Raw genomic sequence first — 22,283 nt, 5'->3', positions numbered from 1 at the left:
CGGCGCATGACAAACGTGGCCGTACATCTGGAAGCCCAGCAACCTTCGCTGCACGCGCATGTGCATGACGTGCCCGCATCAGGAGCCACGCACGCAAAGGGTCAGCAGCACCCGATCAAGCTCTATCTCGTGGTCTGGGGATGGCTGTTCGTCCTCAGCGCCTGCTCCTATCTCGTCGACTACTTTCACTTTCAAGGCTATCTCAGATGGTCGCTGATCCTGCTGTTCATGATTTTGAAAGCCGGCTTGATCGTCGCCGTCTTCATGCACATGGCCTGGGAGCGGCTGGCCTTGAGCTGTGCCATCCTGCTGCCGCCGGTGCTGGTGTTGGTGTTCGTGGCGATCATGGTGTTCGAATCCGACTATACGCACCTCATCCGGGTCCTGTTCTTCGCGCCAACGACGTAGGCGCCGCTGCCTCGTGCCAAATGGAGGATGGCCATGACCACATATGTCATGCTTGCAAACTGGACCGAGCAGGGCATCCTGAAGGTGAAGGACTCGCCAAGCCGTCTGGACGCAGCAAAGAAAGCGCTCACGGAGATGAGCGGCGAGTTCAAATTCTTTTTCCTTACCATGGGCGACTTTGACATCGTCGCGATCTACGAAGCTCCTGACGACGCCGTGGCGGCACGTTTCAGCCTGCAAATGGGTATGCAGGGAAACATCCGGACCCGGACGCTGAAAGCGTTTCCCGAAACGGCCTATCGGGAAATCATCAAATCGCTGGGCTAAAAAGGTGTGCTCGTGAACTTTTCAGATCTGGTTTTGCAAAGGGATATTTCAGGACGATCGCATCGCTTTTTACGACGCAGACGTCGCCATGTCGCCGGCAAGAGGAGGCATTAATCTCATGCAGATCAATCGTTCGATGCTCCTTCGCGGGAGCTACGCCGGCATCGGGGACTATGTCGCGCTGACGAAACCGCGCGTTATGTCGCTGGTCGTTTTTACCGCCCTCGTTGGCCTTATGGTCGCACCAGGCGACATCGATCCCTTCGCCGGTGCCATTGCTCTTCTTTGCATAGCTGCCGGGGCGGGCGCCGCAGGTGCGCTCAATATGTGGTACGACGCCGACATCGATGCGGTGATGGCGCGTACCGCCATGCGTCCAATTCCCAGCGGCCGTGTATTGCGCCCGGAAGCATTGGTTTTCGGATTGACGCTTGGAATGTGCGCCATCCTGGCCCTCGGCACTTTGCTGAACATGGCCGCGGCTGCGCTGCTGGCTTTCACAATTTTCTTCTATGTCGTCGTCTACACGATGTGGCTCAAACGCCGAACACCGCAGAATATCGTCGTTGGCGGTGCGGCTGGTGCACTCCCTCCGGTGATCGGCTGGGTTGCGGCCACGGGAAGTGTCGGGCTCGAACCGCTCATCTTGTTCCTGATCATCTTCCTGTGGACGCCACCCCACTTCTGGGCATTGTCGCTCAATCTTGCCGGAGAATATGCCAGAGCCGGGGTGCCGATGTTGCCGGTCGTAGCGGGCAAGGCCGAAACAAAGCGCCAGATTCTTCTCTATAGCGTTGTTCTGGCTCCGATCTCGCTGACACCCTGGGCGCTGGGGTTTGCGGGCGCCATCTATGGCGCGGCTGCAGCGATGCTTGGAGCGATCATGATTTTTCTCTCATGGCAACTACGTCGGAGCGACGACGGCAAGGAAAGGCGGCCCGCTCGTCGCCTGTTCGTGTTTTCGATGCTCTATCTGGTCCTTCTTTTTGGTGTGTTGTTGATGAATGCTGTACACTCCGCTCAATCCCACTAGCCAACGCTGATCGAACAAAAAGGCCCCGGATCGCTCCGGGGCCTTTGGGTCATTTGAAGGACTGCAATCCGCACTTCACTGGTTCGACTTTGATGCCGCGGCGCGGCGCTGTTCATTGTTTGCAAGTGCACCCGTGGCGAGGCTAGAAACCGGACCCCGACACCAACAGAATTGCACCGATCACCATAAGGAGAATGCCCGGCCAGTTCGTTCCCAGCCCCAGGAATCGGAGGCTGCGCCGTGGCGGCTCCAGAGTGCCGCGAACCGGCCGGGAGGAGTCCGGGCCGCTAAGCGATCCCCGCCAAATAGCAGTGCGCGCCATGTACAACACTCCGCCGAGAACGAGCAGCGCGCCAAGCCCCATCAGGAACATTTTCGCCTCTCAGTTCATGGTTGCCACGCACAACAGAACCGGGATTCAAGCGCCAGGTGGTACGATTCGTTCCGGGCTACGCGGTAACGAGTCCGCGCCTGGAGCGTTTTCGAGCGAAGAGGATACCGGTTCGCACAGCAAATAAGTTTACGCAGATTGCGTAGACGCATCTGCGGTAGAAATACGCGCGTCAAAACAAGAGTCTGGAGCTTCGGTTATGATTCAATCAGAACCAAAACTCTAGTCCAGCGCCTGGCGGATCATTTTTGCCAGCTGCGACTTGCGATAGGGTTTGCTCAGCAGCAAGACGCCGGGGTCGAGCCGCCCCTGGTGCACGATCGCGTTGTCGGTATATCCAGAGGTATACAGCACTCTTATACCGGGCCGGTGTTTGACGACTTCGTCGGCGAGCTGCCTGCCGGACATGCCGTTGGGCAGGATCACGTCGGTGAACAAAAGGTCGAACGGCAATCCGTTTTTCACGGCCTGCAGCGCCGAAGGGCCGTCCGATGTATCGAGGGTCTGGTAGCCGAGGGTCTGCAACTGCGTGGTGACGAAGTTGCGCACCAGATCATCGTCCTCCACCACCAGGATGGTTTCGGCGCCGCCGACCAGTGGCGCGGCCGCAACCACGGCCGCCGGCGCCTGGCTGCGGGCGGGCGGCAGATAAAGCTTGATCGTGGTGCCGTGGCCTTCCTCGCTGTAGATCCGGATGTGGCCGCCGGACTGCTTGACGAAGCCGTAGACCATGCTCATGCCGAGGCCGGTACCCTTGCCGACTTCCTTGGTGGTGAAGAACGGCTCGAACACCTTGTCCTGGATCTCCTTGGACATGCCGGTGCCGGTGTCGCTGACCGCCAGCATCACGTACGGGCCGGGCAGCACGTCGGGATTGGCCTGCGCATAGGCCTCGTCGAGCACGACGTTGCGGGTCTCCAGCAACAGCTTGCCGCCTTCGGGCATCGCATCGCGGGCATTGATCGCCATGTTGAGCAGCGAGTTCGCCAGCTGCGAGGGATCGATATGCGCGGCCGCAACCTCCGGCTCGAGGATCGAGTCGATCTCGATGTGTTCGCCGAGGGTAGGGCGCAGCAGCTTGGCGATGTCGAGGACGGTGCCGTTGACGTCGATATTGCGCGGCTGAAGCGGTTGCCGGCGCGCGAACGCCAAAAGATGCTGGATCAGCTCGATGCAGCGTTCCGCTGCCACGTCGATCAGCTCGGCGGTTTTCCGCAGCGCCGGCTGGTCCTCGAGTGCGCCGACCAGCCTTTCGGTGGTGCCGGTGATGACGGTCAGCATGTTGTTGAAATCGTGGGCGACGCCGCCGGTCAGTTTGCCGATGGCGTCGAGTTTTTGCGATTGCTGCAGCTTGCGCTCGATTTCGCGCGTCGCGGTGATGTCATGATAGAGCAACGCCGCGCCGCTGATGGCGCGCGATGCGTCGCGCAGCGGCCGGCCGCTGATGACGAGGTGAACCGGCGCGTTGCCGCTCTTGGGCCGCACCACGATTTCGGTGGCGTCGAACTCCTCGCCGCGCAACGCACGCGCCGCCGGCATCTCCCGGGTGGGCAGCGGCGTGACGCCGTCGGCACGAAAGACGGTGCTCAGCTGCCGCAGCAGTTCCACGGTCATGCCCGGACGGTAGCGCAGCATCTTTTCCGCAGCCGGGTTGGAGAGCAGCACGCGGCCTTTGGTGTCGATGACAAGCACCGCCTCGGCCATGCTGTGAAAGGTGCTCTGCATCACTTCGGTCGAATGCCGGAGTTCCTCGTGGGCCGTGACCAGGTGCCCGGTGCGTTCCGCGACCGCGGCCTCCAGCGCCTCGTTGGTGGCCTTGGTTGCAGTGAGGGAGTCCTGCAACTCACGGCGTGACCTGCCGGTCGAGCGCGTGAGGACGGTCGCAAGGATCAGGATCAGCAGCACGCAAGCCAGGTCAACCGCCAGCAGGAAGCCGCCGTTGGCTTCGGACTGGGTACGCCGGAGCGTGAGACGCCTTCGCTCTTCGGCGACGGTCTTTGCCAGATTTTCGCCGATCGTCTCCGTCGCCTTGCGGTCCTCGTCATTGGCCAGCAATGCGGCGATTCTCGTCTGGTCGCCCGCATTCTTGAGCCTGATCAACTCGCCGCCCGTCACAATCTGGCGAGCCACCTGGGCCTTGGCTTCCTCGAGCAGCTGGGTTTGGCCGGGATTGCCCTCGATGGTCTTGATCAGGTCATCGAAGGCCGGCAGGATTGCGTCACTGGACTCGTTATATTCCTTCACGAAGTCCGGGTTGCCGGTGAGCGCAAAGCCGCGCGCAGCACTTTCGGCGCGGCGCAACAGCGGCCGGATGTCCGAGATCCTCTTCAGCACTTCCAGGGCATGGTCGACGGCAGCCGTATCGGCCCGCGACTTCAGGTCGAGACCAATGGAGGCAGCACCGATAAGGATGAGGATCGCGAGGCCGATTCCAAGGATGATACGCTGCGAGAGCATTGACGCTTTTATTTTCATCTTTTCGAGAGGCGCGCAGACTGTACCGGTTTCGTGAGGCATTCGCGGACGCTGGTCAACAGCGCGTTGGGCGTGAACGGCTTGCGCAGGCAGCATGCCGCGCCGAGTTCGATGGTCAACCGCAGCAAATCGGGCGCCCGGTCGGTATTGGCGAAGGCGTAGCCCGACATCGCAATGATCGGAACCTCCGGCCGGCGCTCATGGAACGTCCGAATTGATTCAAACCCGTGCATGTGCGGCATGAAGACGTCGATCAGCATCACGTCGAAATCGGACGCTTCGAGCGCCTGCATCCCGGCCTCACCACCATCGGCAATGGTGACCTCGAAACCCTGGCTGTGCAGACAAACTTCGATGGCAACGCAAACCATCGGGTCGTCATCGACCACGAGAACGCGCGGCACGAGGATTCCTTTTGCTCGGGCTGCAGTCGGCGACTCGCAAAACCCCTGACGAGGATTAAGTCGGAACGTTGACTAGCCGTCTGTATGATAGAGTGCATATAAGATTTGCCTAGAGGCGAATTCGGTAGTCTGTGTCAGAACTAGAACAAATGCGTCCCCGGTTCCGGATCTAACCCGCCGTGTCCATACATCGCCCAGCGGGTCGTCCCCGAATGTCGCCGCTCGGCCTCGTCGTCCTGTCGATAGCCTCGGTGGGCTGGGGCCTCAATTTCCCGATCATGAAACATCTGCTGACGGAATGGCCGCCGCTGTCGTCGCGCGGCCTGTGCGGCATCGTCGGTGCTGCAGCCCTCGCGTTGATCGCGCTGACGCGGCAGGAGACGCTGCGCGTTCCCAGGGGAATGTGGCTGCGGCTGTTGCTGGTTTCCACGTTGTCGCTCGGCGGCTGGGTTGCGTTCATGGGGCTCGCATTGCTGTGGCTGAGTGCCAGCGAGGCTGCGGTGCTCGGCATCTCGATCCCGGTCTGGGTGGCGTTTCTGGCGTGGCCGATCCTCGGCGAACGGCTGTCGCTGCTGCGTGCCCTTTCCTTGACGGTCGCGCTGGCCGGCATTGCGGTGCTGATCGGCGGCAATGGCTTCGACGCCAGCGTCGAGAAGCTGCCGGGAATCCTGTGCGCCCTGGCGGGCGCCGTCTGCGTCGGGCTTGGCACCGTGCTGACCAAGCATTTTCCGCTTGCGATGCCGCCGCTGTCACTGGCCGCCTGGCAGATCGGCCTCGGCTGCCTTCCGATCGCGATCATCGGGCTCGCCGTCGAACAGCCTCAGCTAGCGGCGCTCTCAGGGATCGGCTGGGCGTCGATGGTGTACATCACGCTGATCCAGTTTTGCCTGTGCTACGTCTGCTGGTTCGCAGCGCTGGAGCGGCTGCCGGCGGCGACCGCGTCGATCGGCACCCTTCTGGTACCGGTGGTCGGCGTGGTGGCGGCGGCGGCCATGCTGAATGAGCCGCTGGGCTTGCGCGAGGTCGCAGCCCTGGTGATCACGCTCGGCGGCGTCGCGGTGGCGTTGCGCGCATGAAAAGAGCGGCGCACGGAATGCGCCGCTCTCGGAGTTCACTTTGGAATTCACGCCGTCAGGCCAGCGTTACGGGCAGGGGTGCCGCAGCCCGTCATTGCCGAGATAGGTTCTCGACCGCACATCATAGGAACGGTAGCGCTGCCTGCAGTAAGCGACATCGTCGCCGCCGGGGACCACCGCCACCACGCCGTCATCGGCATATTCGTCGCCGTAGTAGTAGGGATCGTTGTAGTAGCCGTAGCTGCTGCCGTAATAGCCAAGCCCGCTGCCGATAACGGCGCCGGCCGCGAAACCGGGGTAGAAACCGCCGTGGCGATGGCGATGGCGATAGCCGCCGCCTTGATAGACGCCGCCGCCGCTAAACCTCGGGCCGGGGGCCACACCGCCGCCGATGACGCCGCCGCCGCCGCCACCACGAATGCCGCCTGCCATCGGTGGGGGCGCCCCGCCACCGCCGCGGAAGCCGCCGCCACCGCCACCAATCACCGCTCCACCGCCGCCACCGCGGAAACCACCGCCGCCGCCACCGATAGCCGCTCCGCCGCCACCACCACCACCGATTGCGGCTCCGCCGCCACCGCCGCGGCCGCCACCACCGCCTCCGCCGCCACCCCCGGCGCTAGGCGGGGCTTGCGCGAAGCTTGGGTTGGGCAGCACGGTCGGTGCAACGAGTGCCGCGATCGCTGCGGCAGAACATAAAACTTTCAAACTGATCATTGTCGGCTCCATCTCCGGGATACGGACCTAACCATTTCAGGAGAAAGGCGTTCCCGAGCCAGCGCACGGATCGTGCGCAGCGCTGAACCTGTCAGGCAGGAACTGTATGCCAAATGAACGGATCGTTCTGATTCCGCGACAATTGGACGCCAAAAACGGGCGCAAAGACGGACACGCCACGGTCTGGCCAAGGTCCGGCGGGGTCTGGCCGTAATTGGCGATCGCGTCTGGACAATCGGGCGCGCCGATGGCATCACCGGCTCAGCCTTCTCGAACCGGCCGAGCCCTCATGAAGCTGTTTCTGCTCAAAATATTCACCTGGTGGAACGGCCAGACCTTCGGCACCCAGTTGTGGACGTGGCGCTTCGGCGAACTGGTCGGCCAGGACGAGCAGGGCAACACCTATTATCGCACCAAGGGCGGCAAGATCGATCCGACGCTCGGCTTCCAGCGGCGCTGGGTGGTCTACAACGGCTATGCCGAAGCGACGAGGGTGCCGCCGTCATGGCACGGCTGGCTGCATCACACCGTCGATGTCGCCCCGACCGAAGAGACGTACACCCCGCGCGAGTGGGAAAAGCCGCACCAGCCGAACCTGACCGGCACATCGGCTGCCTACCGTCCATCCGGCTCGACGCTGGCGAGCGGCCGCCGTCCGAAGGCGACCGGCGACTACCAGCCCTGGACGCCGGGAAGCTGATAGACAGCTGATCCACCGTTATGTTGAGCGCGGACGACCGTGCGGCATGGCACGCGTCGTGAGCGCGGATGCGTCGTTCGCCTGTGAATAACGGGAACAGCGGGGACACCGGCTGCTGCATGCTTGCGCACTTGCCCCGTTCGCCGTTCAATGAACCCATCTTACGGAGATGGGAAACCATCGCGTACGGTTCGGGCTCCAGTTCGCGACTGTCCCGATGAGCAGCGGCACCCGATCAGGATACGGCTGGGAGATAGGCCCCCGGTGCAGAGGTTCTGAAATCGCCCGTCAATGTGGCGCCGCCGTAGGAAAGGAAAGGCCGTCTGGGCAACCAGGCGGCCTTTTTCTTTTTGCATGACTGATGAAGCTAGCTTTCCGCTCAATGAGGCTGCTGGCAGGCGATGAGGCCGCGGCGTCAGGGCTCCGTCGTTCGAAAAGGTGACTCGTCCGCGATCTTCCTGGTCAAGGCGCGCAGGCGCGGCATTGCCTTGTCCGTATCGATCCCCACGCCACGCGCGAGCCGTTCGGCTACAAATGCCGTCACGTCCGCTTGGGTCAAACGACCGAGCAGCAAATAAGGCGTGTCTGGTACGATCATGACATCGACCGCTGCCAGTGCATTCGTCATCTGTGCCACGCAATCGTCGAACCAAGGTTGATGTTGCTTCTCGGGAGGATGGTGGTTGCGCTCGTAAGCGGCCTGAAGTCCCTTGTCGCACGCGCCCATCATGATCGCCGCAACCTTCAGGACGGCCCGTCGGTCGGATCCCGCAGCGGGCGTTAATGCGCGGTCGCGACCGAAGGTCTCATCGAGATGGTCGACGATAGCACTGCTATCGACCAGCACGTCGCCATCATCGAGCACCAGCGCCGGGATGCGACCGAGTGGATTGGAGGCTCGCACCTCGGCGCGATCATTGAAGCCGGAGATTGGCAGCTGCTCGTACGGTATCCCGTAAGCCCTGAGCGTGATGGCCACGCGGCGGGTGAATGGCGAGCGATTAACCCCGATGAGCATCATTTTTCCGGCCGTCCGTTACGTCATCCTTGCGGCGGCGCGGCCGATCATTTCGCCGCGGCGGAGCTGCGCCGTCGCCATCCGCTCCTTCATCAGCGCGAGGATTTCCGGCGGCGCGGTGTCGGGCGAGCCTGAGTTGAACGGCGGCGCCGGGTTATATTCGAGCCGGAGCTGGATCGCTTCCGCGGTCCGCCGGTCGACCAGCAGCGACACCAGCGTCAGCGCGAAATCGATCCCTGCGGTGACGCCGCCGCCGGTGACGCGGTTGCGGTCGACGCAGACGCGGGTCCTGGTCGGCGTCGCACCGAACGCGGAGAGAAAATCCATCGCGGTCCAATGCGTCGCCGCGCGATATCCCTTCAGCAGGCCGGCCGCACCCAGCACCAACGATCCCGTGCAGACCGAGGTGATGTATTTGGCGCCCTCGGCCTGCTTGCGCAGGAATGCCAGCATCTCCTCGTCATTGACCATGTCGTCGGTGCCGAAACCGCCGGGCACGCAGATGACGTCGAGCTGCGGGCAATCCGCAAAGGTCACCGTCGGCGTGATCGTCAGGACGGAGTCGCTGGGCACAGGCTCGATGCGCTTCCAGATCAGATGCACCTGTGCGCCCGGCACGCTGGAGAACACCTGCAGCGGCCCTGTGAAATCGAGCTGGGTCACCTTTGGAAACAACACGAGACCGATCTGAAGCGGCGCCGACATGAGGACTCCCTGATTTCACTTGACCCGTGCATCCTGACATGGTGGCTTGTTGTCAGAAATGCCATATTTCCCTCATTTAAGGACATAACCTCAAATGATCGGTGTGCTGATCTTTCCGGACTTTCAGTTGCTCGATGCCGCGGGGCCGATTTCGGTGTTCGAAATCGCCGCGCGCTTCGCAGGTGCGGCGCCTGCGATCAGGACTTTGGCGGCGACGCCGGGTCCGGTGCGCAGCACCTCCGGCGTCGAGATGCTGGCGCGTGGCTTCAAACCTTCCAACGCGATCACGACGACCTTGATCGTGGCGGGCGGCGAGGGCGTGCGAACGGCGGCGATCTGTCCGAAGACGCTGGCTTTCGTGCGTGCGTTGGCCAGGCGCGGCGTCCGCGTCGCCAGCGTTTGCTCCGGCGCTTACGTTCTGGCGGAGGCCGGCCTGCTCGACGGACGCCGCGCCACCACGCATTGGCAGCGCACGCGGCACTTCGTGTCGGCCTATCCGAAAGTGAAGCTGGAAGCCGATCGGATCTACACACGCGACGGCAATGTCTGGACCTCTGCGGGGATATCAGCGGGCATCGATCTGGCGCTCGCGATGGTCGTCGAGGATTACGGTGACGAGATCGCGCAGCGAACCGCAAAGCAGCTCGTGCTGTACCACCGCCGCAGCGGCGGCCAGTCGCAATTCTCGTCGCTGCTGGAATTGAAGTCGCCGACCGGACGGTTCGGACCGTTGCTGGCCTGGGCGCGCGAACATCTCGATGCGCCGCTCACGGTGGAGGACATGGCCGAGCAGGCCGGCATGAGTTCGCGGCATTTCACCCGCGCTTTCATTGCCGAGACCGGCACCACGCCCTCAAAGGCGGTCGAGCGGTTGCGGATCGAGGTGGCGCGGCAGCGCGTGCAGTCGTCCAGCGAGGCGATTGAACGCGTTGCCGAGACCACCGGCTTTCGCGATCCGGAACGGATGCGCCGCGCCTTCATCCGCGCCTTCGGCCAGCCGCCGCAATCGCTGCGGCGGGCGGCACGCGCGGGGTGATCTTGTCGCTCTCCCGACAAGGGCGCGTCGCGGTACCGGACGTCAGGTTCATCCCGGCGGGCAGAAATTTTTGAAAGCCTCGCACTGAACCGCCCTGCACCTCGTGCCGTCGAAAGGGTATGCGGGCCATGACGGTTTCGCAAAAACCGGACAATGGAGATTCAGATGTCGGTGAAATCGAGACTCTTCGCGGCCGCTTCCGTTGCGTTCCTGGCAATGGGTGCGATGGGAACGACCAGCGCCAACGCGTTCATTTTCCTGGATACGCATTGCGCGCCGGGGCAGTGGGGTTGTGGAGTCACCTACACTCCCCAGGAGCAGAATCGTGCACGACCGACTCCCGGTCGCCGTGACAGCAGCCCGGCCTACATGAAATACAACGATCCCCGCTACAACGACGCCATGTTGAATGCTGGCGGCGGTGGCGGTGGTGGTGGTGGTGGTGGCGGCGGTCGCTAAGTCATACTGACCTTTGCAGATTGGATTTGGCTCCGTCGGGGTGACCCGGCGGCGCCTGCCACGTCAGCGGCGTCACACGGCGCGAGCGGAATAGACGCCCCTATCTGCGGAAATCCAGGCGTCCCTCCGGAAAGCGGCCGTCGATCCGCCTGTCGTCCACGATTCTGCCGATCCAGGGACGAGTGATCGCCGGGCTGGTGAGGTTGATGTACTTTCCGACCAGCCGCTGCGGGCCTTGGCGCTTGGCATCGATCAATCCTTTGCGTGCGCCGGAATCCCAGTCGAAATAGAGATAGACGCGATCTGCTACCATTCTCGCTTCGCCTTGCCCCTGTTTCCATTTGTCGGCGGAATCGCAGGCGATGGTGGGATCGGCGCCGCCGTTCCAGCGGCTCGACCAATGGCCTTCGATTGTGCCGGACCGGCTGGTGCCGTCAGCCGTGCCCCAGCTCGCCGCGTTCATATCATCCGCGGATCCTTCCAGTGTCGCGCTGCCGGCGAACTGCGCCACGTCAGCGTCGTTGGGATCGGGGACGTCCATGACGCCGAATGGATTTCGCTTCGCCTGGTTTTCCGAATTCATTGGATACTCCATTGCAACAGCGAGGCCTTCACCGACAGGCGCGGGTTCGCGGTTGCAGTGTTGTCTCGCAGATTGAAGACTCCGCCGACACCCGAGTCCCGAGGGATAGCGCGCGATGCGGCGTGGCAGCCGGTTCTTGCGCTCTCCGCTAATGCGGCGCGTCGGGATGCCAGCCGAGCACGGCAAGCATGACGAAAAATCCAACGACATAGGCGACCGCGATCGGCCAGCCCTGGGTGATCCATCGCCCGACAGATTTTGCCTCCGGGTACATGTTCGCCAGGGCGACGCCTGCGGACGAGCCGAACCACATCATCGATCCTCCGAAGCCGACGGCGTAGGCGAGATAGCCCCAATCATAACCGCCTTGTTTCAGCGCGAGCGCGGTCAGCGGAATATTGTCGAACACCGCGGAGACGAAGCCGAGTCCGAGCGTCGTCGGCCACGAGGCGGCGGGGAGTTTCTCGACCGGCATCATCGATGCCGCCGTCACCAGCGCCAGCAGGAAGATGGTGCCCTTGAAGGTCTCGGGCATCACCGACCAGTCCGGCTTGCGCAACGCCGCGGTTGAAAGGATCACCACCCAGACCGCGATGCCGAGCACGGGAAGGATGTCGAGCAGAGCCGGGAATTTCAGATTGGCGGTGATGTTGGCGGCCAGCGCCGCAATGAGAATGGCGGCGACGATCAGCACCCTGATCGTGTCGACCTTCAGGCCGCTCGGCGGATTCTTGACGATCGGCGAATAGCGCTGCTGCTGCAGCGACGCGGGCACGGCGAAGATCAGCATCGCGGCGATGGCGGCAATATAGGCCTCGACGACGGCGAGGGGGCTGACCCCGGCAATCCACATCATCGTCGTGGTGGTGTCGCCGACGACGCTGCCGGCGCCTCCCGCATTCGAGGCCGCGACGATGGCCGCGAGATAGCCGATATGGACCTTGCCCTGGAAAACACTGCGCGCCACGGTGCCGCCGATCAATGCGGCAGCGATATTGTCGAGGAAGCTGGACAGCACGAACACCAGCACCAGGAGGATGACGCCGCCCTTCCAGTCGTCCGGCAGCAGCGCCGGCATCTCCTGGGGAATCCGGCTCTCCTCGAAATGCCGCGACAGCAGCGCAAATCCCATCAGCAGCAGGAACAGATTGGCCAGCGTCACCCATTCATGCGCCATGTGGTGGCCGAGGCCACCAAGGCCGGCGCCGTATTTAAAGCCGGTGAAGGTCAGCTTGTAGAGGATGATGGCCGCAAGCCCCGTCAACGCGACGGGCAGGGTGTGGCGATGAAACAGCGCGACGCCGAGCAGCGTGAGCGCGAACAGGATGAAGTCGACGGGTATTCCGAACAGGAGCATGGTTGCCGTCAATTCCTTCGCGCGGGCGAATTTGTCAATTCAGCGCTTTCAGCCAGAGCGCGATATCGGTTGCCGCGACGTTGGCCTGCTGCAGCAGCTTGCCCATGGTGAAGAAGCCGTGGAACTGGCCGGGAAAGTGCTTGTAGGTCACGGGCACACCCGCTTCCTTCAACCGTGCGGCGTATTCGTCGCCTTCGTCGCGCAGCGGATCGCCGCCGGCGGTCAGCAGATAGGCCGGCGGCAATCCGGCCAGCGTTTTCGCGCGCGCCGGTGAAGCCTGCCAATTGTCAATGTCGGCGGGGCCGCTGAGGTAGTGGTTGCAGAACCATTTGATGACGGAATGCGTCAGCAGAATGCTGGTCTCGGGCTCGCTGTGCGAGGGATGCTTCATCGCAAAATCCGTCGCGGGATAGATCAGCACCTGGCCGGCGAGCTTTGGCCCATCGCCGTCACGCGCCGCGAGCGCAACGACGGCCGCGAGATTGCCGCCGGCCGAGTCGCCGCCGACCATGACGCGTGACGCGTCGATGCCGAGGTCTTTCGCATTGGCCGCGATCCATTTCACCGCCGTGACGGCGTCGTCGACAGCGGCGGGAAATTTGTGCTCGGGGGCGAGGCGGTAGTCGATCGATATCACGATCAACTCGCCTTCATGCGCGAGCTTGCGGCAGACCACGTCGTGGGAATCGAGATCGCCGATCACCCAGCCGCCGCCGTGATAGAACACCAGGCAGGGCGCAAGGCCGCCGGTCTTTCGCAGCGTCTTCGGCGTGTAGATGCGGGCCGCGATCGCGCCATGCGGGGCGGGGATTGAGAGCGGTTCTGCGGATTCCAGTTCCGGCGGTTCGGGATTGGCGACGGGGCGGGCGGCCAGATACATCGCACGGGCCTGGGTCGGTGTTCCCGACTCGTAAGGGGGGCGGCCGGCTTCCTGGAAGGCCTTGTAGACGGCGGCGGCATCGGGATCGAGAACGACAGGCATGCTAGTGAAGACCTCTGTTTTTTATCCGTGTCATTCCGGGGCGATGCGAAGCATCGAACCCGGAATCTCGAGATTCTCCGGTGCGCAATTGCGCACCTGCGGTCTGGTCCTTCGGACCGTCCCGGAATGACAAATCCTTAGGCGGCCGTCCGGCCGCCGTCGACGGTGTAAGAAGAGCCGGTGACGTAGCTGGCTTCATCGGACGCCAGGAACGCCACAACGGAGGCGACCTCGGAAGCATGTCCGAGTCGCCGCGCTGGAATCCGGTCGACCATCTTTTCGATCGGCATCGGGGCATTGCCGCCATTGCGGCCCTGATAGATCGTCGACAGCATCCGGCTGTCGATCAGGCCCGGACAGACGCAATTGACGCGAACGCCGGTGCCCGTGCATTCCCAGGCCGCGGTCTTGGTGAGCCCGATCACCGCATGCTTGCTGGCGCTGTAGACGGCGATATAGGGCGATCCCATCAGGCCCGCGATCGAGGCGGTGTTGATGATGCTGCCCTTGTTCTGTTTGAGCATCACCGGCAGCACATGCTTCATGCCGAGGAAGACGCCGACCACGTTGACGTCGAGCACTTTTCGAAAACTCTCCAGCGAATATTGCGGGATCGGCTTGATGTCGCCCTCGATGCCGGCGTTGTTGTAGAAGGCGTCGATGCTGCCGAATTTGTCGACGCTGGCGCGGACATAGTCGGCGACTTCGTCCTCCTGGGTGACGTCGGCGGCGATCGCGAGCGCCTCGGCGGAGGCCGGCAGGTCCCGGATGGCGGCCTTGAGGTCGGCCTCCTTGCGGTCAACGGCGACAATGCGCGCCCCGCGCTCGGCGAGCAGCCTGATGGTGGCGGTTCCGATGACCCCGGCCGCACCGGTGACGACGGCGACCCGGCCGTCCAGGCGAATTCGATCGGTCATGTCTGGGATTTCCTCTGGCTCGTCCGGTTGTCCCGGATTTTCATGGTTTTCGCGACGGCAACCCGCGCGAAAGCTGATCGAAACCGACTATTTCATTTGTGGCCGGGACTGACCAGTGTCCCCGGAGCGGGCGAAGCCCGTCCCCGGAGCGGGCGAAGCCCGTCCCCGGAGCGGGCGAAGCCCGTCCCCGGAGCGGGCGAAGCCCGTCCCCGCGACGGGGGTAACCGCCCTTTCCCCGCCGTATTCAGCGTGTTAACCGGTAGGCACGCGAGCGGCGGATAAGATTGTACTATGTCGCGAGCCCGATTCGCCCTTTAAAGCCGCGAGATGTTTCGAACCATTGCCCTGACTGGTATTGCGGCCCTGGTGGCCGCCTCGACAATCTCGCTTGCGCCACCCGCGCGCGCGCAGATCGGCAATATTTTTTCCGATCCGCCGCTGCGGCCGCCAGGCGCGATCCCGCGTGGCAACCAGCAGCAGCAACAGCAGCAACTCGACGACGACGAGGAAGTGCCCGAATTGCCGCGCGGCCGGCTGCTGCCGACGCCAAACCGCCCCGCTCCGGGGCAGGGCGTACCTCCGCCCGGAAGCGTGCAGACCCAGCCCCTGGCGCCGCCGCCCGGCACCACCGTCGTTCCACAGAATACCCAGCCGGGGATCGCGGTAACGCCGCCGCAGCCAGGTGCGCCGGGCGCCGTGCCGCCCGCGGCCAATGCGCAGCCGGGCCTGCCACCGGGGCAGCGCCAGCCCAAGGGACCCGTCCCGCCGGCCTCGGCGAGCCTGCAGCCGGGGGATGAGGTGGTGTCCGAGCCGCCGGCATCGAAGGTTACCAACAAGAAGGCCAGCTTCTCCGGCCTCGACAAGATCACCGGCCGGATCATCAATTTCGACGAGGACATCGGCGAGACGGTGCAGTTCGGCGCGCTGCGCGTGAAGACGTCGGCCTGCTACACGCGCCCGTCCACGGAAGCCGCCAATACCGACGCCTTTGTCGAGGTCGACGAGATCACGCTGCAGGGCGAGGTGAAGCGGATCTTCTCGGGCTGGATGTACGCCGCGAGCCCCGGGCTGCACGGCGTCGAGCACCCGGTCTACGATATCTGGCTGACCGACTGCAAAGTCCCCGACCAGACCATCGTCAGCGCGCAGCCTGAACTGCCAAAGCCGGCTCCGCCGCCGCCCGCCGCCAAGCGCCCGCCGGCGCCGAAGCAGGCCGCGCCGCGTCCGCCGCCGTCGGGGCTGCCGCCGCAGCCGCAGTTCCAGCAGCAACCGCCGCCGCCACCGCCGCAGCAACAACGGCCCGGTGGGCTGTTTGGTGGATTGTTCGGGAATTAGGCGGCGTCCCCGGCGCATCGGTTCTCGTCGATGCCAGCAGACATACGCCAAGGTGAATCTTCTCACACGGGATCGGGCAGGCTCCGCAATTCGCTCATTGCGGCGCGCCCTGATAGGCCGCCTGCGTCTTCGGCAGCACGGGCACGCTACGTGAAGCGGGAGCGGATGGCGCCGGCGCCGCGGCGGCCACCGGCTTCGGCGGCTGCGGGTTGAAGATCGACGTCACCACGCGCTCGCGCAGCAATTCGCTCTGTTCGGGAAACCACATGCCCGAGGGACCTGCGCTGTTGGCGCGTTCGGCGAAGGCGGCGCTGAGGCCGAACTTCTCAAGGCGCGCCTGCTCGCGGGCAATCGAGATGCGCTGTTCGTTCGCGGTCATGCCGCGGAAGTAAGGTTGGTGGAAGCCGAGCCGTGCGTTCGCGTGCAGATAACGCTGCTTGCCGCCGAGGAACATGATGGTGCAGGCGGAAGCGCATTGATGGGTAACGTAGGTCGACAGGCCTCGCGCCTTGATCAGGTCGGAGATCTTCTGCGCCTCCGCGACGCGCCCGCCGTTCGAGGTCAGCCGCACGGTGCGCACATTGTCCATCGCCTTCAGAATGGTCTCGAACTCCTTCGCCGTGCCGAACGAGATACCTCCGGAGAAATCCAGCATGGCGCCATTGTTCAGCACCTTGAACTGGTGTGACGCGAGGCGCGCATCGCCAGCCGCGATCTCGTAGATGCCGAGGCCCTGCGGAATCGCGACGTAGTAGACACTGTAAACGAGGTGGAGAGCGCCGAGCGCCATGGTCGCCTTGGCGGCGGTGCCCCAGAAGCGCTTTCCTGCGCGTCGGTAGGCGGTCGCCGCGCGCCAGACGCCGATCGCGCCCCAGATGGTGAACAGGATGATCGCGGTCCAGGTCAGGCCGTGCGAGATCAGCCAGCGCACCGGCTGTTCGCCAACGCGTGGGTTGATCGCAGCGCCCAGAACGCTGGACGCAAGCCCGAAGCTGGTGCCCAGCACCACATAATTGATCCAGTATGAGCGCGGCAGCGAGAGTTCGCCGCGCCAGTGCCGCGCGATGACGTTCTGCGCCGGGCGCTTGGGCAGCGGCGGCGGCAACCGGGCCGGCATGATGAAGCTGAGCGGGGGCGGCGCGCTGGTAACGGCCAGTTCGGCGCCGCCGTCCGCGGCGGAGTTTTCGACGGGCTCGGCCGCCAGTGCCGCTTGCAGCGCGTTGCTCATCTGAGCGATCCCTGTCGTTGTCGGAGGCGGAGCATTCCCACCAGCCGTGCAAACAGGGATAAGAGAGGTCGCGGGGAGGGGCTGTGACTGATGTCACAATCCCAATGAGGACAGGTCTTCAGCCGCGCGCCGCGATGATCGCCAGCGCGTCGGCGCCGCCGACCGGCCCATCGGAGGGCAACTTCAAAAAGTCCGCGGGCTCGCCCGCGATCGCCCTGTCGAGCATCGCGCGGTAGCGGCGCCTGGAAATTTCGACCGCGCCAAAGCTCTTCAAATGCTCCGTGACGTATTGGGTGTCGAGCAGCTCAAACCCTCCCGCGATCAACCGCGCCACCAGATGGACCAGCGCCACCTTAGAGGCGTCTCTGACGGTGTGGAACATGCTCTCGCCGAAGAAGGCGCGGCCGAGGCTGACGCCATATAGGCCGCCGACCAGATCGTCGTTCTGCCAGACCTCGACGCTGTGGCAGTGCCCGATCTGGTGCAGTCCGACATAGAGATCGCGGATCCGCTTGTTGATCCAGGTGTCGTCGCGCCCGGCCTGCGGCGCCGCGCAGCCGGCAATGACCGCCTTGAAGGCGGTGTCGACGGTGACGGTGAAGGCGTCCGAACGCACGGTGCGCGCAAGCCGCGAGGCGATGCGAAAGCCTTCGAGCGGGATCACCCCGCGCATTTCCGGCTCGACCCAGAACAGGGTGGGGTCATCGGCGCTTTCGGCCATCGGGAATATCCCGCAGGCATAGGCGCGCAGCAGCACCTCGGGCGTGATTTCGGAAACGGCGGACTCGCGCGATGTCATGGCCGGAGAATAGCAGGGAGCCGGTAGCCTATGCTATGCCTTGAAAAAAGCGGCGGCGCGGCCTGGATACCGGGAAAAAACGAAGTACGGCCGCCGGGACGACTGGAGGAAAGAAAATGAACCGACGCCGCTTCCTGCAATACTCGATTTCAACCGCTGCCGCCGCCGCATTGCCCACCGCCTCGCGCGCGCAGCAATACCCAACGAAAATCATCCGTTTTCTTGTCGGATTCCCTCCGGGCGGCTCAGCCGATTTGACGATGCGCCAATTTGCGCATCGCCTCGATGCGGTATTGGGTGCCAAGCACCTGATCGAGAACGTTCCTGGCGCATCTTCGACACTGGCGGCCGTGCAGGCCCTGCGCGCCGAACCGGACGGACATACGCTTTTTCTCGGCGCGAACGTCTCCCAGGTGATCGCGCCGACGATGCTGAAATTATCGTATGATCCACTGACGGCGCTTGCGCCGATTTCCCAGGTTACAACGAATTCGAGTCTGGTGGCCGTATCAGCCGGGTATGGCGTGAAGAACTGGGCAGAATTCCTGGCGAAAGCAAAAGGCGAGCGTGATGGCGTGTTCTACGGTACTTCCAACGTCGGCTTCCAGATACCGGCCGTCCAGATCTCCAAAATCGCCGGGATCAAGCTTGTCAATATTCCCTTCAAGGGCGGCGCTGAGACCGTTACCGCCGTTCTGGGTGGCAACATTCCGATGATCATCGGAACGCCGCCCACGATCCTGCCGCATGTCAACTCAGGTGCACTTGTAGCGCTGTGCGCAACGAGCGCGGAGCGCTCCTCCGTCATGCCGGATATTCCGGCAGCCAACGAACTTGGCCTCAAGGGATTGGATTCGGTTGGATGGTTTGGCCTCTTCGCACCCGCGAAAACCCCTGTAGCCGTCGTGACAAAGCTGCACGCGGCGATCCAATCGGTGATAGGGGACAAGTCGCTGCAACAGGCACTCGGCAAGGAGGGTTTAGAGCTCCGGGGCTCCGCCAGTCCGGAGGGCTTTGCGAGCTTCCAGAAAAAGGAATTCGAAGAGAACGCAGCGATTATACGCGAGGCCGGACTTGCGCCGAACTAGGCGCATCCGGGACGCTAGTTTTAGCAGGTCGCGGTTCAAATTCCGCAAACGGCATATTACCCAGCCGCGGCTTCACTCGGCCGCGGCGCAGGCTTGTTGACGCGGGCAAAGCGCAGCACGATCTTTGTGCCGGCATGGTCGGGATCGCGCGCGACGTCGGCTTCGAGCTTTGATGCCATGGCCGAGACGATGCGCTGTCCCATGCCGGTAGAACGCGGGTCGGCCTTGACGTTGAGGCCGACGCCGTCGTCGGTGATCGACAGCAGGAGTTCGTCGCCGAGAGGCTTGAGCTCGACGTGGATCGGGCCGGCGCCGTCGGGGTAGGCGTATTTGACGGCGTTCATGATCAGCTCATTGACGATGATGCCGATCGCCACCGCACGATCGGGGTCGATCTCGATTGGCTCGGCCTTCAGCGTCAGCCGTGACATCCGATTGCCCTCGGCCGAGCGCCGCAAGTCTTCCAGCAGCGCCTCGAGATACTGGTTCAAGAGCACGCTCTTCAGATCGTGCGAGGTGTAGAGCCGGCGATGGACCTGGGCGACCGCGGCAACGCGCCCCATCGCATTGGTGAGCGCCGCCTTGACGTCGTCCTGAACAGCGGAATTAGCCTGCAGGTGCAACAGCGAGGCGATGATCTGCAGAGAGTTGCCGACGCGGTGATTGACTTCGCGCAGCAGCACCTCGCGCTCGGCGGCCAGCGCCGCGTAGCGGTCGCGCGAGGCGTGGACTTCGGCCTCGGCCTCATCGCGGGCTCTTTGAATCTCCGCCTGCCGCAGCGCGCCGTTAACGGCGACCTGGAGCAGGGGAATGAACTCGCCCTGCACGTCCTTGACGAGATAGTCCGCCGCGCCCGCCTTCAGCGCGGTGACGGCAATCGCCGAATCCTGCGAGGCCGTGACGAACACCACCGGCGGCGCACCGGGGATTGCCAGAATCCGCTCCAGCGTTTCGAGGCCGTCGAGACCGGGCATGTACTGGTCGAGCGCGATGGCGTCGATGCCGCCCTGCGCCAGGCGGTCGAGGCCCTGCTGGCCATCGGCGGCATGCACCACCTTGAAGCCGAGCCGCGTCAGGCCGCGATCGACCAGCCGCGCCAATGCGGCGTCATCATCGATATACAGCAGTGTCGGCGTGGCTGTTGTCATGTGGCGGCTGGCGGTACCTGGATTACGGAGAAGAACAGGCCGAGCTGGCGAATGGCGTTGGCGAAGCTTTCGTAATTCACCGGCTTGGTGATGTACACGTTGCAACCGAGGTCGTAGCAACGCTTTATTTCATGGGAATCGTCGGTCGTGGTCAGCACCACGACCGGGGTCGCCTTGAGATATTTGTTGTCCTTGACCTGCTTCAGGATGTCGATGCCCGACGCGTCGGGCAGGTTGAGATCGAGCAGGATCAACAGCGCGTTGCCCTTGTGAGCGAGGCCCGTTCCATCCTTGCCGAACAGGTAGTTCAGCGCAGCTGTACCGCTGGTGAACGGGATGATCTCGTTGTTGACGCCGGAACGGCGGATGTTCCGCTCGATCAGGCGGGCATGGCCCTCATCGTCCTCGATCATGATGATGGTGACTGGATTACTCATGACTGTGTGTTCCGGTTACGAATGGTCCAATTGATCGGCAGTGTAATCGTGAATGTGCTGCCGTTGTGAAGTTCCGAGGCGACCGACAGGGTTCCGCCGAGCCGCCGCACCAGCGCGCGGACGTGCGCAAGACCAATGCCTTGCCCGGGTTTGTCCTGGGTTCCGGCGCGGCGGAACAGCTCGAAAATGCGCTGATGGTCCTTGGGATCAATACCGCGCCCATTGTCGGTGATCTCGAAAATAGCAAAGCCGAGCTTGGTGCGGCCGCGCACCTGGATGTCGCCGGGAACGCCGGTCTTGAGGTATTTCAGTGCATTTTCGATCAGATTGGAGAAAATCTGCTCCAGCGCCAGACGGTCGCTGACGATGTTCGGCAGCGGTTCGATCCGGATCTGCGCCTCGGCTTCAGCGGCCTGGTGCGCCACCGTTGCGACAATGCCCTCGATCAGTTCGCGGGTTTCGATCCGCACCGGTTCGAATTCGCGCCGGCCTTCGCGTGTGAGGTTGAGGATGGCCGAGATCAGCCGATCCATCTTGGCGATCGAGGATTTGATGAAGCCCAGCGCCTCGGTGAAGTCTTCCGACAATTGCTTGTCGGGTCCTTCGAGGACGGGCTCGGCGCTATCGGTGGCGTTATCAGCTGTCGCCGGCGCGGCCGATTGCGCGCGCGCCAGGGTCGCGATCCGCTTGAAGATGTCGCCGCGCAGTTCCTCAAGTTCGCTGGTAAAGCCCATGATGTTCACCAGCGGCGAGCGCAGATCGTGGCTGACGATATAGGCGAAGCGCTGGATCTCGTCATTGGCCTCGCGCAGATCGGCGGTGCGCTCGTCGATCGTGGTTTCGAGGTTGATATTGTTGTCGCGCAATTGGGTTTCGGCATCGTCGCGGGCGCGCGAGGAGCGGCGCACCTGCAAGATCGCGATGCCGAGGAGCGCGATCACGAGGCCGGAGCCCGCCACCGTCACTGCCGATGCCAGTTGCTGCGTGCGGTCCGCGGTCGCGGTGCGCAGAGCGAACAGCCGGTCTTCCTCGGCGCGCATCGCGTTGCTGAGCTCGCCGATCTTCTGGACGGAGTCGCTGGCGCCGGCCTCACGCAGCATCGCGATGCCGCCGGCGAGATCGTTGCGTTTGACGAATGCGATGGCCCTGGCAAATTCGGCAAGCCGGGCTTCGACCGGCGGGCGCAGCTGCCGGGCGTTCTCGGTCTGGACCGGATTGTCCGAAGTTAGCCGGGTCAGCTTGTCGATATCGGGGAGGATGGTCGCGGTGGCGGACTCATGCTCGGTCAGGAAGCGCGGCTCCGAGGTCAGGAGATAGCCGCGCGCCGAGCTTTCGGCGCGGCGGATCTGCAACAGCAAGGTCGATAGCTGGTTCTCGACCTCGACCGTATGCACGACCTTGGCGCTGTCCTTGCGGGCCTCATGAACGAGAATGACCGATAAGGCGCTGATCGCCACCAGCACCGAAAATCCCGCCGCGAGCAGCAGGATTTGGCCAATCGCACGTCGGCGCGTGGCATCAGCCGTCACAATGATCTCGCGTCATGAACAAACGGAATACAGGCTGCCCTGGCAAATAAGACCCCAACACCGCTCAACGCCCCAGGGAACCGATCGGTTCCATGCGCCGCCCGGCATTTCAGGCGGCAATTTTCAGGAGG

General features: G+C 63.6%; 23 protein-coding genes. 9 read left to right on the top strand and 14 right to left on the bottom strand.

All coding sequences use genetic code 11. The features are described 5' to 3' along the window. Nucleotides 1-6 precede the first annotated feature (6 nt). The 3 genes from JQ597_RS01290 to JQ597_RS01280 all read left to right on the top strand — a co-directional run bounded on the left by JQ597_RS01290 (nt 7) and on the right by JQ597_RS01280 (nt 1,768). Entirely contained in the window at nt 7-408 is a 402-nt protein-coding gene (locus tag JQ597_RS01290; RefSeq protein ID WP_212262032.1) for a cytochrome C oxidase subunit IV family protein, read from the top strand. 33 nt (nt 409-441) lie between these two features. Beyond that, on the top strand, nt 442-735 hold the full coding sequence (locus tag JQ597_RS01285; protein WP_212262463.1) for a GYD domain-containing protein: 294 nt from the start codon (nt 442-444) through the stop codon (nt 733-735). A 118-nt stretch (nt 736-853) separates the two neighbouring features. Continuing rightward, nucleotides 854-1,768, top strand: a complete 915-nt coding sequence (locus JQ597_RS01280; RefSeq protein ID WP_212262029.1) for a heme o synthase — start codon at nt 854-856, stop codon at nt 1,766-1,768. A 613-nt stretch (nt 1,769-2,381) separates the two neighbouring features. On the opposite strand, the gene JQ597_RS01275 is transcribed toward JQ597_RS01280, so the two are convergent. Then, a complete protein-coding gene (locus JQ597_RS01275) occupies nt 2,382-4,616 on the bottom strand; it encodes a CHASE3 domain-containing protein (RefSeq protein WP_212262027.1) in 2,235 nt (744 codons plus the stop codon). 14 nt (nt 4,617-4,630) lie between these two features. Further along, nucleotides 4,631-5,038, bottom strand: coding sequence for a response regulator (locus JQ597_RS01270; RefSeq protein WP_212262025.1), 408 nt, complete (start codon nt 5,036-5,038; stop codon nt 4,631-4,633). Between the two features lie 212 nt (nt 5,039-5,250). Here JQ597_RS01270 and JQ597_RS01265 point away from each other — a divergent pair, with 212 nt between their 5' ends. Next, the gene (locus JQ597_RS01265; protein WP_212262022.1) at nt 5,251-6,114 is read left to right on the top strand and encodes a DMT family transporter; all 864 of its coding nucleotides are present in this window, start codon (nt 5,251-5,253) and stop codon (nt 6,112-6,114) included. 66 nt (nt 6,115-6,180) lie between these two features. Here JQ597_RS01265 and JQ597_RS01260 read toward each other — a convergent pair whose 3' ends face one another. Then, entirely contained in the window at nt 6,181-6,831 is a 651-nt protein-coding gene (locus JQ597_RS01260; protein WP_212262019.1) for a BA14K family protein, read from the bottom strand. Nucleotides 6,832-7,120: 289 nt separating this feature from the next. On the opposite strand from JQ597_RS01260, the gene JQ597_RS01255 reads away from it, so the two are divergent. Next, nucleotides 7,121-7,531, top strand: coding sequence for an NADH:ubiquinone oxidoreductase subunit NDUFA12 (locus JQ597_RS01255; protein ID WP_212206654.1), 411 nt, complete (start codon nt 7,121-7,123; stop codon nt 7,529-7,531). Between the two features lie 415 nt (nt 7,532-7,946). Here the strand turns inward: JQ597_RS01255 and JQ597_RS01250 are convergent, their stop codons facing one another. Both JQ597_RS01250 and JQ597_RS01245 read right to left on the bottom strand, forming a co-directional pair. Beyond that, nucleotides 7,947-8,549, bottom strand: a complete 603-nt coding sequence (locus JQ597_RS01250; RefSeq protein WP_212262017.1) for a glutathione S-transferase family protein — start codon at nt 8,547-8,549, stop codon at nt 7,947-7,949. 18 nt (nt 8,550-8,567) lie between these two features. Further along, a complete protein-coding gene (locus tag JQ597_RS01245) occupies nt 8,568-9,254 on the bottom strand; it encodes a DJ-1/PfpI family protein (RefSeq protein ID WP_212262014.1) in 687 nt (228 codons plus the stop codon). Between the two features lie 94 nt (nt 9,255-9,348). Between JQ597_RS01245 and JQ597_RS01240 the strand changes: the two genes are divergently transcribed. Further along, entirely contained in the window at nt 9,349-10,290 is a 942-nt protein-coding gene (locus JQ597_RS01240) for a GlxA family transcriptional regulator (RefSeq protein WP_212262011.1), read from the top strand. Nucleotides 10,291-10,455: 165 nt separating this feature from the next. Next, the gene (locus tag JQ597_RS01235; protein WP_212262008.1) at nt 10,456-10,749 is read left to right on the top strand and encodes a hypothetical protein; all 294 of its coding nucleotides are present in this window, start codon (nt 10,456-10,458) and stop codon (nt 10,747-10,749) included. Between the two features lie 100 nt (nt 10,750-10,849). Here the strand turns inward: JQ597_RS01235 and JQ597_RS01230 are convergent, their stop codons facing one another. From JQ597_RS01230 to JQ597_RS01215, 4 genes are all read right to left on the bottom strand, one after another. Continuing rightward, on the bottom strand, nt 10,850-11,332 hold the full coding sequence (locus JQ597_RS01230; RefSeq protein WP_212262005.1) for a hypothetical protein: 483 nt from the start codon (nt 11,330-11,332) through the stop codon (nt 10,850-10,852). 148 nt (nt 11,333-11,480) lie between these two features. Further along, on the bottom strand, nt 11,481-12,689 hold the full coding sequence (locus tag JQ597_RS01225; protein WP_312011027.1) for a citrate transporter: 1,209 nt from the start codon (nt 12,687-12,689) through the stop codon (nt 11,481-11,483). A 34-nt stretch (nt 12,690-12,723) separates the two neighbouring features. Next, nucleotides 12,724-13,671, bottom strand: a complete 948-nt coding sequence (gene lipP1 / locus JQ597_RS01220) for a LipP1 family hormone-sensitive lipase (RefSeq protein ID WP_212261999.1) — start codon at nt 13,669-13,671, stop codon at nt 12,724-12,726. Between the two features lie 137 nt (nt 13,672-13,808). After that, nucleotides 13,809-14,588, bottom strand: a complete 780-nt coding sequence (locus JQ597_RS01215; RefSeq protein WP_212261996.1) for an SDR family NAD(P)-dependent oxidoreductase — start codon at nt 14,586-14,588, stop codon at nt 13,809-13,811. Nucleotides 14,589-14,915: 327 nt separating this feature from the next. On the opposite strand from JQ597_RS01215, the gene JQ597_RS01210 reads away from it, so the two are divergent. After that, the gene (locus JQ597_RS01210; RefSeq protein ID WP_212261994.1) at nt 14,916-15,923 is read left to right on the top strand and encodes a DUF2155 domain-containing protein; all 1,008 of its coding nucleotides are present in this window, start codon (nt 14,916-14,918) and stop codon (nt 15,921-15,923) included. 94 nt (nt 15,924-16,017) lie between these two features. Here the strand turns inward: JQ597_RS01210 and JQ597_RS01205 are convergent, their stop codons facing one another. Next, the gene (locus JQ597_RS01205) at nt 16,018-17,151 is read right to left on the bottom strand and encodes a COG3904 family protein (RefSeq protein ID WP_212261991.1); all 1,134 of its coding nucleotides are present in this window, start codon (nt 17,149-17,151) and stop codon (nt 16,018-16,020) included. A 118-nt stretch (nt 17,152-17,269) separates the two neighbouring features. Continuing rightward, nucleotides 17,270-17,950: a leucyl/phenylalanyl-tRNA--protein transferase gene (gene aat, locus JQ597_RS01200; protein ID WP_212261988.1), complete on the bottom strand. Its 681-nt coding sequence runs from the start codon at nt 17,948-17,950 to the stop codon at nt 17,270-17,272. 116 nt (nt 17,951-18,066) lie between these two features. Here aat and JQ597_RS01195 point away from each other — a divergent pair, with 116 nt between their 5' ends. Beyond that, entirely contained in the window at nt 18,067-19,038 is a 972-nt protein-coding gene (locus JQ597_RS01195; protein ID WP_212261985.1) for a Bug family tripartite tricarboxylate transporter substrate binding protein, read from the top strand. A 56-nt stretch (nt 19,039-19,094) separates the two neighbouring features. Here the strand turns inward: JQ597_RS01195 and JQ597_RS01190 are convergent, their stop codons facing one another. The 3 genes from JQ597_RS01190 to JQ597_RS01180 are packed head-to-tail and all read right to left on the bottom strand — an operon-like array spanning nt 19,095 to nt 22,152. Continuing rightward, complete coding sequence (locus JQ597_RS01190) at nt 19,095-20,186, bottom strand: sensor histidine kinase (RefSeq protein ID WP_212261981.1); 1,092 nt, start codon at nt 20,184-20,186, stop codon at nt 19,095-19,097. Next, nucleotides 20,183-20,623: a response regulator gene (locus JQ597_RS01185; protein WP_212261979.1), complete on the bottom strand. Its 441-nt coding sequence runs from the start codon at nt 20,621-20,623 to the stop codon at nt 20,183-20,185. The genes JQ597_RS01190 and JQ597_RS01185 overlap by 4 nt, the downstream gene beginning before the upstream one ends. Continuing rightward, nucleotides 20,620-22,152 carry a sensor histidine kinase gene (locus tag JQ597_RS01180; protein WP_212261976.1) on the bottom strand — a complete coding sequence of 511 codons (1,533 nt, stop codon included), beginning with the start codon at nt 22,150-22,152 and terminating at the stop codon, nt 20,620-20,622. Before JQ597_RS01180 ends, JQ597_RS01185 begins: the two co-directional genes overlap by 4 nt. Nucleotides 22,153-22,283 lie beyond the last annotated feature (131 nt).

The sequence above is a fragment of the Bradyrhizobium sp. AUGA SZCCT0177 genome (assembly GCF_018130125.1).
In the GTDB taxonomy this organism is placed as follows: domain Bacteria; phylum Pseudomonadota; class Alphaproteobacteria; order Rhizobiales; family Xanthobacteraceae; genus Bradyrhizobium.
The sequence above is the reverse complement of the archived record's forward strand: the minus strand, read 5'-3'. Positions and strand labels throughout refer to the sequence as shown.